This window comes from Streptococcus vulneris, from assembly GCF_019218685.1.
Taxonomy (GTDB): Bacteria; Bacillota; Bacilli; order Lactobacillales; family Streptococcaceae; genus Streptococcus; species Streptococcus vulneris.
In genome coordinates this window covers 71,718-87,784 of the sequence record NZ_JAHUZC010000002.1, presented here as the reverse complement: position 1 = coordinate 87,784, position 16,067 = coordinate 71,718, and the positions used below count along the sequence as shown (strand labels likewise).

The following is a 16,067-nucleotide window of genomic DNA, read 5'->3' as shown; positions in this document are numbered from 1 at the left end:
CGTGAAAACCAGTTTCATTCTTGAACTCTTCCATACTATTATCTATTGAAATTCCTTGACATCTCCATCATAAGTCGCCCAGTCTTTACTGAAAAAGCGCTCATTCAGATGGTACATCGGAGCTGGAGTGGGATTGGATAGGAAAGGATCAACGGCCTTGTCAAATGCCAACCAACCCAACCAACCCAGATGAATGGTATCCTTCATAAAAAAAGGCTCCCCTCCATCCTTAGAAAAATCTGCTATATTAGTAAAACCTTGACTTTCTAACTGGTAGCGAATCTTCTGCACCGTTTGTTGGTACATATCCTCTCGTAGACCAGCATAGTCCATCCATTTTTTATTAACAGGTGGAATGATAAAAATCGGGTTGACCTTAGATTTAGAAAACTGTGTTAAAACCAACTGCAAGTCATTATACTCTGGCGACTTGAGATAGGTATGTGTTTTCTGAGAACCTTTTAATTTCTTCAAATCCTTTTTAATCTGAGTAGTATAGAAATAATTTTCCATTCCTAAATCATTATTAGAAGTATTCTTTTCTGCATCTGCTTTAACAATATCTTCTATGGCTTGATAAGAAAACTGATCTGGTAAGGTTTTTAAATATCTACCCACATACTTATCATAATTGACATATCCCCTAACAGAAAACTGACCAAAAAAGGAAGCTTGGTGTTCATTAAACCGAGCCAATAATTCAATCATTTCATTGTCTGCTTTCGACAATTCTTCTTTACTTGCCAACTTCTGAACCAGTTCCTTCATAGCTACGTTGGGAAACTGCTGTAGTAAGCGAGTCGCTGCATATTGACTAGCCTGATCTCCAGATTGATGTTCCAGAAAACTGGTCAACTGGTCTCCATTAAAATATTCCTGGAAAGCTGCTGGCTCATAGCCATTTTTACTGAACCACTGAGGTGAGATAACATACACAACTTGTTTATTCTCCAGTTGTGGCAACATCTGTTGCATCCCAAAATACTGATTAAGTGAAGCAGCTCCCCTCTGTCCTAAAAGATAAGGGCGGTAGGTGCGATTGTATCTCTCAGCCAAGACTGCAGGATGAGCACCGTCAAAACGAAGCCATTCACTGGAGCCAAAGAAGGGAACAAAACGCATATTTGGATCAGATAAGGCTCTGACCTTTTGACTCCTCTCCTTAAAACTTTCTGTGGTAGTAGCCACCGCTGAACGCTTTTCAGCTCCTAGATTATGACGCATCTCAGTAGGATAAAAGAAAATGAGCAGAAAAACCAACAAACCAGCTATCAAGACCGGTCCGAAGATCATCCATAAGCGTTTAAGCATTTTGTAGCTCCACAATACCAGCTATGATTTTATTGGCTGTATTCCAGTCGTCGCGACCAAACTCTGTAACAGGGACACGAATATCAAAACGGTTTTCAATCTCCACAATCAACTCAACCGTTCCCATACTATCCAAGACACCTGCATCAAAAAGATCTTCATCCATCATGTCAGAAACATCTTCCATAAACAACTCATCAATAATTTCAATAACTTCTGATTTGATATCCATATTTTATTTCCTTTTATTTTTTAAACCATAAATCATTCAAAAATCCAGAAAAGATTAAGAATGACAGCATGACGACATGGAAGGTGATAACCATGCCAAGCAACTGAATCCAGCGATTCTCAGGTAGAGCAGCTTTCCCTGCTTTTTTCCGTTCCTTATTGAGCGTTTTTTTCTTACGAATCCAAGCATCATTAATAACCAAGCCTAATCCATGAAAGAGGCCATAGGCGATATAGTACCAGGTCACTCCATGCCAAAATCCCATAATCAGCATATTTAAAATATAGGCCACACTTGAGGTTACATTGCGATTCTTAAAGACCTTCTTTCTGGTCAACACCATGACCATTCGCATAAAGACAAAGTCACGGAACCAGAAAGACAGACTCATGTGCCAGCGATTCCAAAACTCTTTTAAATCCCTAGATAAAAAAGGCTTGTTGAAGTTAATTGGACTATGAATCCCCATTAAGTTTGAGATTGCCAAGGCAAACATAGAGTAGCCTGCAAAGTCAAAGAAAAGTTCTAGACCAAAGGTATACATAACTGCCAAGGCATAGTGGTTAAAAAAGCCACCTGACTGTAGGGCTAGATTCTTCAGAGGAGGGAGTAAGGTCTCTCCTAAAATATGAGCTATGATAAACTTATATAGAAAGCCAAGCATGATATACTTGACAGCCTCTTCCAGCATATCCATCAACTCATCTCGCTCAGGAATGGTCTGATAATTTTCATTAAAACGCTTAAAGCGATCGATTGGACCACTTGAAAAAGTCGGCATGAAGAGAAGAAAACGGAGGAATTCCCAGAGGGTAAAATCCTTAATCACTCCATCTCTCAGCTCGATGATAATTCCAACCGAACGAAAGGTCAGGTAAGAAATTCCCAAAAATCCAAGCAAAGACTGCGTTCCATTGATAGCTGGCTGCACCTTGACAAAGATAATCGGCAGTAGGGACAGAAAACTAACTAGGTAGAAAACCCACTTACCATCCTTACTTTTTCGATAGTGCTTATAGAAAAGCAAGAGCAATATTTCCCAGCACAGATAAATGCCCAAGGCAGCCAATTGATTGGTCTTCCCACCTACCAGCATGGTAACGATAAAGAAGAGACTAACCAATACCTCATACCAGGCAAAGCGTTTCTTGAAAAAGAGGCCGATAAAGATGGGCAAGGTTGCAGCAATCACATAGACAAAATACTGAGGATTGCCGTATGGCTCTAAATGAGGAAGCTGTTTAAAAAACTCCATCATCTCCTATTTACCTCATTAATCAATCCTTTGATATCAATTTTTCCATTTGGAGTCAGTGGCAAACTGTCTCGATAAAGGAATTTGGACGGCATCATATAAGACATCATAATATCTGTCAAGTCTTCCTTAATGGCCTTGGTAATATCGATATCACGCTCAAACTGCTCACGAACACCATCTTTTAAGATGACATAGGCTAGAAGATTTTGCACCTTGTGGTCTTTATTATAGCGCGGTACTGCAACAGCAGACTCGATAAAGCGAGACTTATTGAGGTTTTGAGAGACATCTTCTAACTCAATGCGGTAACCGTTGAACTTAATCTGGAAGTCCATGCGTCCGCCGTAGAGAAGCAAGCCCTCATCTGTCATGGTTCCCACATCACCTGTGTGATAGGCTGGCAGACCTTCAAACTCAAAGAAGGCTTCTGCTGTTTTTTCAGGATTATTCATATAACCTTTTGAGACGGCCGGTCCTGAAACAATGATTTCTCCCTGTTCACCATTTGGCAGTTTATTTCCTTCCTCGTCAATGATAAAGGTTGGAGAATCAGCCTTGGTATAGCCAATTGGTAGACGTTTGAGATTCGCTAGCATCTCATCTGTCACGGCAACTGCTGACAGGGCCACTGTCGCTTCTGTTGGGCCGTAAGCATTGATAATACGGGCATTTGGGAAACGCTCACGTAGTTTTTGAGCCGTTTTGACCGTCAATTCTTCTCCATCAAAGTAGAAATGCGTGATACCAGGCATTTTCTCACTATTAAAGTCTTCAGACAACATGGCCATATCCGCAAAAGAAGGCGTTGATGTCCAGATAGCGATTGGCAATGAAAAGATGGTCGCAAAGAGTTGCTTAAAGTCCTGAGTAATAGCTGAAGGAAGAGCGAAAAGTGTACCACCAAGTGCTAATGTCGGTGCCCAGTACATGACAGACAGATCAAAAGAATAAGGTGGCTGAGCCAGCATTTGCGGACGACTTGGCGTCGCAAATTCCTTATCCGTAATCATCCAGTTGGTAAAACTGAGGAGGTTATCATGGGAAATCTGTACTCCCTTAGGCTTACCAGTTGTACCAGAAGTAAAGATAATGTAGTAGTTATCATCACCCTTGACTGGATGCGTAATCTCATAACTAGTCCCTTGAGCAAAGGCTTCTTGAACCTGAGCTAGAGTCATCATTGGCGTAGAAACCTGCTCCAATGGAAAGTCTGAGATAGCAATAATCAAGCTTGGCTCTGCTACTTCTAAAATAGCCGAAACTCGCTCCAAGGCTGAATGGCTGTCAATGGGAATGTAGGCATGTCCTGACTTAGTCAGAGCTACAAAAGTTGCCAACATTTCATATTCTTGGCCACCAAAAACAACCACAGGAGACTTCTCTGGTAAATCCAGTTGGTCGATGGCTGCAGCTAAACTATCCGAATCAGCCTTCAAATCTCCATAAGTGTGTTCCTGCCCCAAAACATTGTAAACAGGATAGCTAGGCTGTGTCTGAGCAAAATGCTCAATGGTTTCAATCATATCTACTATTGGTTTATTTGACATAATAAGGATTCTCCTTCAAGTTAAAATTCATTATAGATAAAGCTTCCTTGACCCTGACCAAGATAGCTAAAGAAGTAAAGCAGCCCTAGAAAGATAAGAAAATACAAGGCTGTCCGACCAAGAAAGAGGTACAATTCTTTTCTCTGTTTCATAAAGAAAAACCATTCATTTCTGTAATTTTCCGCTAAAATAAAATCAATTTCTTACTAATTTATTTTTCTGCTATTATACCACTTTATAGACTAGTTTTTCAATTGTTTACCCGTCTATTTTCACTACGTTCCAGTAACATTAATTTGTTCCATATAATTCTTTCTAATGATAGCTTAAATGCTTTTCAGTATGGATTATATGGGGAGCTACAACAAAGTAGGCTCCATACTACCTATAGAGGATTTTTCCACTATAAATATTATAGAGCCTTATCTTATGTCTCACTTTATCGGTGCAGTTCCCTTTATCTAGAGATTTTTATAGTATGTAATCCTAGAATTCACTATAGATAAATTCTTGAATGTTCGAAAAATCGGTAACAAAACAATAAATCACGATGCTTAAGATAACCGTATAGAAAAATAACGTCCACAAGATTAAACGGTGTGTGTTAGTTATCTTGGTTTGCAAATTTGTATAGTTCTTTTTCAACTTCCATCCATCCTTTCACTCCAACGTGCATCACATCAAATAAAAAGTAATCATCGTACTCTCTGTTTCCATAGTTTAGTACTGTTGCACCATGGCTTTTTGCGACATCTTCTATTTTTTTATAAGTTTTCTCCCGCATCTCTCTTGAGACACCTGTGTAGTCATTCCATTTCCCGTTTACTGGGAAAATAATGACCTCAACTTCAATGCCCAATTCTTTGGCAACTGTCAAGAAAAGTTCCATATCTGAATACTCTGGTGACTCGAGGTAGCTCAAATCTTTATTAGAATTCTTCAGCGATGTATAACGATCTTTTAAATAGGTATTGTAGTAGTTATTATCAACAGCATAATCATTATTGTCTGTTTTCTTTTTGACCTCTTCTACAAACTGATTCGTCATTTTCTCCCAATCATAGTCTGGGGTTTTATCCCCTAGTGAAGGATAATCTGATTTGGCATGTTTTTGATAAAAAGTCTGTTTGAGTTTAAAGGAATAAATCGCGTTATCAAACTCTAATAGTTTTTTATCAACAATCGTTCCTTTCTCATCTATGAAATAACTTTTGTATTTTTTGTAGATGTCATTTTGTTGCTTGTTCCCCTTGGTAATCTCGATAATGCGATTGATTAGTTTTTCTTTCGTTTCCTTACTAATCTTATCATTATCTAGCATATGGAAAATATGTTCCTGAGAAGCCTTGTTCAAAAAGGCATCTTGATGAGTCCCATCTTTTTCAAACCACTGAACCGACTCTATTATAGCCACTTTTCGCTTAGTCATAGATCCTTCAATTGAGCCCAAGGTCGTAGCCTGAATGATGTTTTGTGAATAGCTGGTTCCAATCTGCATGATATTAAAATCGTTGTAGTTAAAAATTTTATTGGGATGATAGTCTTCATTTATAGTCGCAACCAACTCAGATGATCCCAATAAAACAAATGTATTGGGAGTAATATTGCTTGTCAGAATATCTCTACTTTTATACTTTTCATACGAAGTGCTATAGCGAATACTGTTATCCTTTACTTTATAATAATCATCAATCTTCTTGACGTATGTCACATTTAAAAGGGCAAGCGTCGCAATTACGAGCACAAGCGATAGCAAAAATGCTTTTAGTTTAATCATCTCGTTTTATCCTATCCCTTCGATCCGTCCAATCTCTTTTCAATTTCTTATCTCTTTAAAATCGTCAGTAAGATTTTATAGGGTTCACCTGAAAAGATAAAGAAACCAATCATAACCAAATTCATGGTCACAAACCAACTTAGTAGTTTATACCAATTTTTGTTTTTATTTTTCTTATAAAAAGTGCTTTTCTTTTGATACACTTCAAATCCAGCCATCAAGACACCATGATAAAAACCATAAACAATGTAGCTAACACTAAGGCCATGCCAAAAACCCATGACCAACATATTGACCATATAGGCATAGGTTGCATTGTGTAGTCTATTTTTAAACCATTTTTTCCTGATAACCTGCATCAATACTCTTGAAAATACAAAATCTCTCAACCAGGTCGACAAGGTGATATGCCATCTGGTCCAGAAATCCTTGATATCGACACTCAAGAAAGGTTTGTTAAAGTTCATCGGTGTCTGAATACCTAGAATGTTGCTACTTCCAACGGCCATTAGACTATAGCCTGCAAAGTCGAAGAACAGATACAAGGTATAGAGGTACATATACTTGATTGAGTAAACGACTGTGCCAGTATTATTTAGAGCGAGTAACATCTGATAAACATAGGTTGACAAAACAACCTTGTAGAGAAGGCCTAGAACGATACGATACACACCGTCCCCTGCTAACTCTAGATACTCTTTTCGAGGCATGACCTCGTTTATCTCTTTTAAAAATCTCCTACTCCGATCAATCGGACCAGCACTAACTGTAGGGAAAAAAAGTAAAAATTGCAGGTAGTCTTTTATGCTAATCTTTTCTTTAATCAAGCCATCCGATATCTCCAGCATGATCTGAATGGTCTTAAAGGACATGTAAGAAATTCCAATAAAGGCCAACAAATGCAGAGAAGTCAGGGCAAAGACTTTATTGATCACCAAAGGAAAAATAGAAAGGAAAACCAGAGGTTTCAGCCGCTTTGTTTCTATCCTCTGTGCTATGAAAACCAGAAAATATTGATAAGTTACAAAGGAGATTAAATAGACAATCATTGCTCTACTCTTGCCATAAATAGCTCCTGCAAATAAGAGGGAGAGCACCAAAATATAGTAGTCCTTACGTTTTTCAAAAAAGTTTACCACAAAACCAATCAGTAAAACTACAAACAAAAGAAGGAAAAACTCATTCCCCTCGAAATAATTCATACCAGCCAAACTCCTTTTTTCTTTTTCTCATCTCATGATTTATCTTTTTAAGATTAGTTCCTATCATATTACCAAAGATAGTTAACTTTATTCATTATATCATAATTTAAAAACTAAAAATACTTCTGTTATTTTATTTCTTAAAATAAAAAATCCAACTGACTCTTAGTACTGAACCCCAATAATGAGACAAAATTATTCACACAATAAATAAAATTCAAGAACAAAAAATTGATGAAGGGACCAGTGAAGAATTCTGCCTTTTTAGCTGAAATAGTAATCAGCACCAGTATATAAACTTAAAAAATCAAAACGACCAAAATGAAGTGAGAAAGTGCTCCTTATTTTAGTCGTTTTTGTAAGTTATGTTTATTGAGGTATGAATAATTGAGTTTTAATATCTTAGAAAAGCGAGAATACAAGCACGGCCAAGGCTGCACCGATAACAGGTCCCACAACTGGAATCCAAGCGTAAGACCAATCTCCGTCTCCCTTGTTTGAAATTGGCAAGATGCTATGCATGATACGAGGTCCAAGGTCACGCGCAGGGTTCAAGGCACAACCTGTTGTTCCACCTAGTGATAGAACGATACCGACAATCAAAGTTCCCACTGCGAAGGTTCCGATTCCTGCTTGAAGGTCATAAAGTCCCAAAGCAAAGATTGTTAATACCAATACAAAAGTTCCTAGGATTTCACTAATCAAGTTTGATACAGTATCTTTTATAGCTGGTCCAGTACTGAAGGTTGCCAGGATATTGCCTGCATTTTCTTCTGCCTCATAATGCGGTTTGAATTGCAACCAAACCAAAATCTGACCCAGCATAGCCCCTGCGAACTGAGCTAGGATGTATGGGAAAACGGAAGCCCAAGAGAGCGTTCCTTTTAAGGCCATCGCAAACGTTACAGCTGGATTTAGGTGGGCTGGGCTGAGCGTGCCAGATACAAAAGCCGCAACGGCTACAGCAATTCCCCAACCCATAGTAATCACAATCCAACCTGCATTGTTGCTCTTGGTTTTAGGAAGAACCACACCTGCAACAACACCATTTCCTAGAAGAATCAGGATTAAAGTCCCCAAAAATTCTCCAAATAATTCTTTCATCATATCGTTGTCTCCATTTTAAAGAAGGAGAGGGAAGGCAAGGAAGGCTTGTCTCCCTCTCTTCTAGTTTTTCTTAATTTTTCAATTCCGCTAGATCGTTGTTAGCAAGAGCTGCTTCGACATCAGCACGGTAAGTTGCTTTTTCATCTTCTGTCCATTCGTAGAAACGTCCCATTTCATCTAGAACTGGCTCTACAATGCTGTCCAAGCTATCACGCATAAAGAGCATGTGGTTGGTACGACGAAGGAGGAAGTCAACTGGGCTAAGAGCCAACTCATTGCGCATTGCATAGTGAAGGGACAAGGTGTCTGCCAAGCTGAGTCCTGGCGCTTGTTCCAAGCTGTGAGCAAGGGCAAAGACCTTCGGTGCATTTGAACCGTAAAGATTTGCTAGATAGTGAGCTTCCTTGCTATCCAATCCACGTGACACTCCAAGTTGCGCAAAGGCTTCGATTTCTGAGTCCACATTTGCTGGATTCAATTCTCCACCTGAAACAGGGTAAGTCTTAGAGTTGATGAGTTTAAAACTACGGTCAAATTCTGCTTTGAGGATATCGACCACGCGCTCCATAGCTCCTTCAGCCATCTTACGGTAGTCTGTAATTTTACCACCAGCAAGGGTCAGCAGACCATTATCATCACGGTCCAAGCTAGAACCACGAGAAACTGCGGATGGGTCCAAATGTTTCTCAGAGGTACTGCTTTCAAGCTTGCTGACAGCAGATTCAACATCTTCACGCGTTTTTTCTTTCGATAGATAAGCTTCGACAGTCGCAATCAAAGTATTGAAGCTCTCATCGCTAATGGTTCCGTTATTTCCGCCATTGTAGTCAGAAGCACTATTGCCTGCGATCAATGGACGAAGACCTGCCCAGCTGCTTTCGATATCATCAATGGTGATATTAGCTTCTGGGAAGCGGTTGTTGACAATGCCAAGCAGATAATCTACATCTTCCTGCGTCACTTTTGGATGTTCTAAATCTCCTGTGTAGTCTGTATCGGTTGTACCGAAGTAAGTCTTGTTTTCACGTGGGAGAACAAAGACCATACGGCCATCACCCAAACCTGTATCAAAGTAAACTGGCTGTGAAACCTTGATTTTGCTTGAATCCACTACCAAGTGAACTCCCTTAGTTGGACGCATTTGTGAGAATTGTGTTCCCTTATTAGACAAATTGCGCACCTTGTCGCTCCAAGGACCTGTTGTGTTGATAACCAGACGAGCCTTAATTTCAAAGACTTGGTCTGTCAACAAATCACGAGCTACAACACCAGTAATCTTGCCACTTTCGTCAAAGAGGAAGCCTTCTGCCTTAACATGGTTGGCAATGAGGGCACCATCTTGATTGGCACGTTTGATGTTTTCAATCACGAGACGCGCATCGTTGTTACGGAAGTCAAGGTAAACCCCGCCTCCTACCAAGCCTTCTTTCTTCAAGTTTGGTTGACGTTCCAAGACTTCTTCCTTGCTCAAGACCTTGTTGGCTGCTGGCGTATTGTTAACCCCTGCCAAAAGGTCGTACAAGTCCATGGCTACTTTCAGACGGAAGAGGCTAAAGGTCGCTCCATCTTCATCGTAAACTGGCAAGAGCATTGGGTCTGGTTTTGGAATGTGTGGAGCGATTTGTTGAACTACTGCACGTTCAGAAACCGTATCTGACACCACTTCCACGTCAAATTGTTTGAGGTAACGCAGACCTCCGTGAACCAATTTTGTTGAACGACTTGATGTTCCTTCTGCGAAGTCCTGCATTTCGATCAAACCAGTTTCAAGACCACTAGCTGCCGCCTGCAAAGCTACACCAGCACCAGTGATTCCTCCACCAATAATCAAGAGGTCCAGGGTTCGTTCCTGCATTTTTTTAATTGATAATTCACGTGTTTTCTTTGAAAATTCCATATTTACACACTTTCTAACTGAGTCGCTTTATTCTTCCAGTATTAGTCGTCTACTTCCGCAAAGACTTGAGTTGCTTTTACAGCCTTCTTCCAGCCCTTGTAGAGTTGTTCCTTGCGAGATTCGTTCATCGATGGTTCAAAGAGTTCTCCTGTCTCGTTCAAGAGTTTCAACTCATCCAAGTCTTTCCAATAGCCCACTGACAAACCTGCTAGGAAGGCTGCCCCTAGAGCTGTTGTTTCCAAGTTTTTGGCGCGTGCGATATCGATTCCCAAAATATCAGCTTGGAATTGCATGAGGAAATTGTTCATAGCTGCACCACCGTCTACTTTCAAGACTTGGATAGCTGTCTGCGCATCCACTTGCATCGTATCGATGATATCACGGACTTGATAAGCGATAGATTGAAGAGTTGCCTTGATAAAGTCTTCTTTAGTTGTTCCACGAGTTAAGCCAAAGACAGAACCGCGAGCATTTTGGTTCCAGTATGGAGCACCTAGACCTGTAAAGGCTGGAACGACATAAACTTCATCGTTGTTGTGAGAATCACGAGCGTATTTTTCAGATTCTGGTGAATTTTCCACCATGCGAAGACCGTCACGAAGCCACTGAATAGCACTTCCTGCGATGAAGATAGAACCTTCCAAGGCATAGTAAACCTTGCCGTTAATTCCGTAACCAATGGTTGTCAAAAGATTGTTTTCAGACAACTGCATTTCTTCACCGGTATTCATGATGATGAAAGAACCTGTTCCATAAGTATTCTTGACCATACCTGGTTCAAAGGCCAACTGTCCAAAGAGGGCTGCTTGTTGGTCCCCAGCCATACCTGAGATTGGCACTTCTCCACCGTAGAAATGGAATGGCGCTGTCTTACCGTAGATTTCAGAGTTAGAACGAACTTCCGGAAGCATAGCCTTTGGAATGTTGAGGATTTCCAAAATCTCATCATCCCATTTAAGTTCTTTAATGTTATAAAGCATGGTACGAGCTGCATTTGAGTAGTCCGTCACGTGAGCCGCACCGTCAGTCAACTTCCAAACTAACCAAGTATCGATAGTACCAAAGAGCAATTCTCCTTTTTCTGCTCGCTCTTGAGCGCCTTCTACATGATCCAAAATCCAACGAACCTTAGTCGCTGAGAAGTAAGCATCGATGATCAAACCAGTCTTTTCATGGAATTTTTCCACATAACCTTGGCTTTTTAGTTGCTCAGCCAAAGGTGCTGTCTGGCGTGACTGCCAAACGATTGCGTTATAGATCGGAAGCCCTGTTTTCTTATCCCAGACAACCGTTGTTTCACGCTGGTTGGTAATTCCGATTGCTTCGATTTGACTTGGTTTCACACCACTTTCGATGAAAGCACCCGCAATAACTGACTGGACTGAGTTCCAAATTTCATTGGCATTGTGCTCTACCCAACCTGCCTGAGGGAAAATCTGGGTAAACTCTTTTTGACTCGAGCTGACCTTTTCTCCTTTTTTGTTGAAAATAATGGCACGAGAACTTGTAGTTCCCTGATCAATGGCCATGATGTATTTTTCTTGTGACATGTGCTGTCCTCCTGATAAAGATCTTGAGGATGTTTCCTCTTTACACTAACTAGTATACAAAATAAAGCGCTTTCTTGTTCATCAACTTTTTTTAATTTTTTAAAAAATGTGAGGAGATTGTGTGAATTTCACAAAAAAGACCTGGAACAACCAAGCCTTTTAAGTGAATAATAACTGACGAATCGCTGCCAAATCTTCCATATCCAAGTCATTTTTTAAATAATAGACTGGTGCTTGTTCCTTCTTATGAATCGGGTTATTGGTAACCAGCAAATCATAATGCCGAGTTCGGTCATAGGCTTCAATGGTGATAAAACGATTGTATTCCAAATACCGTTTCAAAATGGCTGCCATCCTTGAAAAGACAAGAAAACCAGATGTCAAATCCAGACCAATCCGCATATGCTGGCCACCATTTTCAGCCATATATTCTATCAACTGGAGCCATTCCCAGAGAATCTTCTTATCCAAATCCGTCCCCTGTTGAAAAGCAGGTAGAGCATGAAAAATCTCCTCTGCCGTTCCCCTAAAATCATGTTCCATCAACAAATAAGGATGACGATTCTCCAACTGGTACTTGTAGCGGTCCTGTAAAATATAGCCCTTATAGAGATAGACTTGAGCACAAAGCTGACTGAGTTCATAGGTGACATGGTCCTCTGTATAACCGCCCAGCAACTCCTCCTTCTTCATTTCTTGAATCAATTGCGTCAGCAAATCTGCCAACTGCCCTCCAAAACCAAGAATATACTCCATTGTATGAAGAGGAAGGATGCGATGAGATAGGAGGAAAGAGAAGAATACCATCATCTCCCCATCCTCAGTTCCTAGAGGAAGGTGTTGCCCGGCAAAAAAGGAAGGAGCCTTTCGATGCAAACGAAGGTAGAAAATATTGTCAAAATACCCTCGCATTTTTTCTTCTATGACTTGAAACTGACAGGCATTGACCCGAAGACGCTGTTGACTGATGTGAGACCAGAGAACCAAATCCAATTTCTGCCCCGAAGACAAACTTGCACCGCAGATTTCTTCTAGTGTAGCAATCTCCTGTTTTCTCTCTGGTTTCTGCATATGGCCTTCCCATTCCTGACTCGACCAAACCTTGCGGAAAAGACAGAAATAGAAATAGCGAATCTGATGCTCTGGACCTCGCCAACGTCCATTTTGAATAGATAAATCAAATTCTGACAAAATCTGATTTAAGCTAGCTAAGTGACGACCAAGCGTAGCCTCGCTAATCATCAATTCTTGAGCCAGCTGATGGGCTAAAAACTGTTGGTGGTAGAGAAGATAGACCAAAATCTGATATTTAACAGCATTCTCCAAAAACAAGCTCCGAATATCTCTTCCCTTGGTAGTTGCACCGATCGATAGACGCAGATTTTCATCTTCTAAATGAATAGTCAGCTCTATGCCACTATCCAAAGCCTTGTCATTGAGCAGGGTGACATATTTGGTTAGGGTTGCTTTTGAAAATCCTGTTTCCTCCATTACAGCCTTGACGGTCGTCTGAGACTCTTGTAATAGAAAGGAAAGGATTGAAAATTGGCCAGATTCAGCCTTTTCCATCAAATCTCCTAAATACATTTGTTACCCCTTTCATTTTCTACCTTAAGCATAGCATAAATCTTAGAAATGCTGAAATAATCTGTTTCTCTTTTTATTTTCATGCTGATTTCCTGGTCCATTATCCTGAAAATCAGCAAACACACGGCTCCCCCTTTGGGCATTTTTATGCTAAAATAGTAGCTATGGATAAAATTATTAAAACAATATCAGAAAGCGGAGCCTTTCGTGCTTTTGTCCTTGATAGCACAGAAACCGTCCGCACTGCTCAAGAAAAACACCAAACCCAAGCTAGCTCAACTGTAGCGCTTGGTCGAACTCTTATCGCTAGCCAGATTCTCGCAGCCAATGAAAAAGGAAATACCAAACTAACAGTGAAGGTACTGGGATCTAGCTCTCTAGGAGCCATTATCACCGTTGCTGATACCAAGGGGAACGTCAAAGGCTACGTTCAAAATCCTGGTGTTGACATCAAAAAGACTGCAACTGGTGAAGTCCTAGTTGGACCTTTTGTTGGAAATGGTCAATTCCTCGTTATCACAGACTACGGTACTGGAAATCCTTACAACTCTATGACTCCCCTCATCTCTGGGGAAATCGGTGAAGACCTGGCCTTTTACCTGACCGAAAGCCAACAAACCCCTTCAGCAGTCGGCCTCAATGTCCTTTTGGACGAAGAAGACAAGGTCAAGGTTGCAGGTGGTTTCCTAGTCCAAGTCTTGCCAGGAGCCAAGGAAGAAGAGATTGCTCGCTTTGAAAAACGCATCCAAGAAATGCCAGCTATCTCAACCCTTCTGGAAAGTGAAGACCATATTGAAGCCCTTCTCAAGGCTATCTACGGGGACGAGGCCTACAAGCGTCTTTCTGAAGAAGAAATCCGTTTCCAATGTGACTGTAGCCATGAACGCTTTATGAACGCTCTTTCTAGCCTTCCAAGCTCAGACTTGCAGGAAATGAAAGAGGAAGACCACGGAGCAGAAATCACTTGTCAATTCTGCCAAACAACTTACAACTTTGATGAACACGACCTGGAGGAACTCATTCGTGACAAATCTTAATACACCCTTTATGATTGGCAATGTTGAGATTCCCAATCGTACCGTTTTAGCGCCTATGGCTGGCGTGACAAACTCAGCCTTTCGTACTATTGCAAAAGAGCTCGGAGCTGGACTCGTTGTAATGGAAATGGTCTCTGACAAGGGAATCCAATACAACAATGAAAAAACCCTGCACATGCTTCATATTGATGAAGGCGAAAACCCTGTTTCTATCCAACTTTTTGGTAGTGATGAAGACAGCCTAGCACGCGCAGCAGAATTCATCCAAGAAAACACCAAAACCGATATCGTGGATATCAACATGGGCTGCCCAGTTAACAAAATCGTGAAGAACGAAGCTGGCGCTATGTGGCTCAAGGATCCAGATAAGATTTACTCTATCATCAACAAGGTCCAATCTATCCTTGATATCCCACTTACTGTCAAAATGCGTACCGGCTGGGCCGATCCATCTCTGGCAGTAGAAAATGCCCTCGCTGCTGAAGCTGCAGGTGTTTCTGCCCTCGCCATGCATGGCCGTACCCGTGAACAAATGTATACAGGTCACGCAGACCTTGAGACCCTTCACAAGGTCGCTCAAGCTTTGACCAAGATTCCATTTATCGCCAACGGTGATATCCGTACTGTCCAAGAAGCCAAGCAACGCATCGAAGAAGTCGGGGCTGACGCAGTTATGATTGGCCGCGCTGCCATGGGAAATCCTTACCTCTTCAACCAAATCAACCATTATTTTGAAACAGGAGAAATCCTACCTGATTTGACCTTTGAGGACAAGATGAAAATCGCCTACGAACATTTGAAACGCTTGATTAACCTCAAAGGAGAAAAGATCGCAGTTCGTGAATTCCGTGGCCTCGCTCCTCACTACCTCCGTGGAACATCTGGCGCTGCCAAACTCCGTGGAGCCATTTCACAAGCTAGCACTCTGGCAGAGATTGAAGCCCTCTTGCAATTGGAGAAAGCTTAAAATGGTTCATACTGCTCTACTGGTTATCGATATGCAAAAAGCATTTGATAGACCTATTTGGGGAGAACGAAATAACCCTCAAGCTGAACATCAAGCATTGAGGGTACTGGCACACTTTCGTAAACACGATCTTCCAGTCTTACACGTTCAACACATATCTGACAATCCCCAGTCGCAATTTCATAACAAACAAAATCAGGTGTTTAAAAGTGGATTTGAACCAGTTACTGCAGAACCTGTCTTTCAAAAAACGGTTAATAGCGCCTTTATTGGAACAAATCTTGAAACATATTTACGAAAAAATCAGATTTGTCATTTAGTCGTTGTTGGTTTGACCCTGCCTCATTGTGTATCTACTACGACACGAATGGCAGCAAATCTTGGTTTTGAAGTCACTTTACTAGCAGATGCCACTGCCAGTTTTACCCTATCTAACAAAAACGGTCAGGCCATCTCTCCTGAGACTATCCATGAGATTAATCTCCTTTCTCTACAAGATGAGTTTGCTCAAATTCTTACTACAGAAGAATTTTTAACCCAAGTACAAGTATAAAATAATCCGTCAACTCTTATTGAGCTGACGGATTTTCTTTGA

14 protein-coding genes are annotated in these 16,067 nt (G+C 40.9%); 3 read left to right on the top strand and 11 right to left on the bottom strand.

All coding sequences use genetic code 11. The features are described 5' to 3' along the window. Positions 1-42 precede the first annotated feature (42 nt). The 11 genes from dltD (KUA57_RS02435) to KUA57_RS02385 form a co-directional block, all read right to left on the bottom strand. On the bottom strand, positions 43-1,311 hold the full coding sequence (dltD, locus tag KUA57_RS02435; protein WP_061864787.1) for a D-alanyl-lipoteichoic acid biosynthesis protein DltD: 1,269 nt from the start codon (positions 1,309-1,311) through the stop codon (positions 43-45). After that, on the bottom strand, positions 1,304-1,543 hold the full coding sequence (dltC, locus tag KUA57_RS02430) for a D-alanine--poly(phosphoribitol) ligase subunit DltC (RefSeq protein ID WP_000351967.1): 240 nt from the start codon (positions 1,541-1,543) through the stop codon (positions 1,304-1,306). Before dltC ends, dltD (KUA57_RS02435) begins: the two co-directional genes overlap by 8 nt. Before the next feature lie 13 nt (positions 1,544-1,556). Further along, the gene (dltB, locus tag KUA57_RS02425; RefSeq protein ID WP_061864788.1) at positions 1,557-2,801 is read right to left on the bottom strand and encodes a D-alanyl-lipoteichoic acid biosynthesis protein DltB; all 1,245 of its coding nucleotides are present in this window, start codon (positions 2,799-2,801) and stop codon (positions 1,557-1,559) included. Continuing rightward, positions 2,798-4,348, bottom strand: coding sequence for a D-alanine--poly(phosphoribitol) ligase subunit DltA (gene dltA / locus KUA57_RS02420; protein ID WP_061864789.1), 1,551 nt, complete (start codon positions 4,346-4,348; stop codon positions 2,798-2,800). The genes dltB (KUA57_RS02425) and dltA overlap by 4 nt, the downstream gene beginning before the upstream one ends. A 20-nt stretch (positions 4,349-4,368) precedes the next feature. Then, complete coding sequence (locus KUA57_RS02415; protein WP_000813667.1) at positions 4,369-4,500, bottom strand: teichoic acid D-Ala incorporation-associated protein DltX; 132 nt, start codon at positions 4,498-4,500, stop codon at positions 4,369-4,371. 452 nt (positions 4,501-4,952) lie between these two features. Beyond that, entirely contained in the window at positions 4,953-6,125 is a 1,173-nt protein-coding gene (gene dltD / locus KUA57_RS02410) for a D-alanyl-lipoteichoic acid biosynthesis protein DltD (protein WP_061589664.1), read from the bottom strand. 47 nt (positions 6,126-6,172) lie between these two features. Further along, positions 6,173-7,327, bottom strand: a complete 1,155-nt coding sequence (gene dltB, locus KUA57_RS02405) for a D-alanyl-lipoteichoic acid biosynthesis protein DltB (protein ID WP_125446662.1) — start codon at positions 7,325-7,327, stop codon at positions 6,173-6,175. A 402-nt stretch (positions 7,328-7,729) separates the two neighbouring features. Next, positions 7,730-8,434, bottom strand: a complete 705-nt coding sequence (locus KUA57_RS02400) for an MIP/aquaporin family protein (RefSeq protein ID WP_020902151.1) — start codon at positions 8,432-8,434, stop codon at positions 7,730-7,732. A gap of 70 nt (positions 8,435-8,504) precedes the next feature. Continuing rightward, on the bottom strand, positions 8,505-10,331 hold the full coding sequence (glpO, locus tag KUA57_RS02395; RefSeq protein ID WP_218493586.1) for a type 1 glycerol-3-phosphate oxidase: 1,827 nt from the start codon (positions 10,329-10,331) through the stop codon (positions 8,505-8,507). Positions 10,332-10,372: 41 nt separating this feature from the next. Continuing rightward, on the bottom strand, positions 10,373-11,881 hold the full coding sequence (glpK, locus tag KUA57_RS02390) for a glycerol kinase GlpK (protein WP_070482504.1): 1,509 nt from the start codon (positions 11,879-11,881) through the stop codon (positions 10,373-10,375). Between the two features lie 159 nt (positions 11,882-12,040). Next, a complete protein-coding gene (locus tag KUA57_RS02385; RefSeq protein ID WP_115904567.1) occupies positions 12,041-13,468 on the bottom strand; it encodes an AcpB/EbpR/MafR family transcriptional regulator in 1,428 nt (475 codons plus the stop codon). A gap of 164 nt (positions 13,469-13,632) precedes the next feature. On the opposite strand from KUA57_RS02385, the gene hslO reads away from it, so the two are divergent. Genes hslO through KUA57_RS02370 form a run of 3 tightly spaced genes read left to right on the top strand, consistent with a single transcriptional unit; the run spans position 13,633 to position 16,025 of the window. After that, complete coding sequence (hslO, locus tag KUA57_RS02380) at positions 13,633-14,505, top strand: Hsp33 family molecular chaperone HslO (protein ID WP_115904568.1); 873 nt, start codon at positions 13,633-13,635, stop codon at positions 14,503-14,505. Then, a complete protein-coding gene (dusB, locus tag KUA57_RS02375) occupies positions 14,492-15,472 on the top strand; it encodes a tRNA dihydrouridine synthase DusB (RefSeq protein WP_218493585.1) in 981 nt (326 codons plus the stop codon). The genes hslO and dusB overlap by 14 nt, the downstream gene beginning before the upstream one ends. A gap of 1 nt (position 15,473) precedes the next feature. Further along, positions 15,474-16,025: a cysteine hydrolase family protein gene (locus KUA57_RS02370; protein WP_049487548.1), complete on the top strand. Its 552-nt coding sequence runs from the start codon at positions 15,474-15,476 to the stop codon at positions 16,023-16,025. Positions 16,026-16,067: the final 42 nt, after the last annotated feature.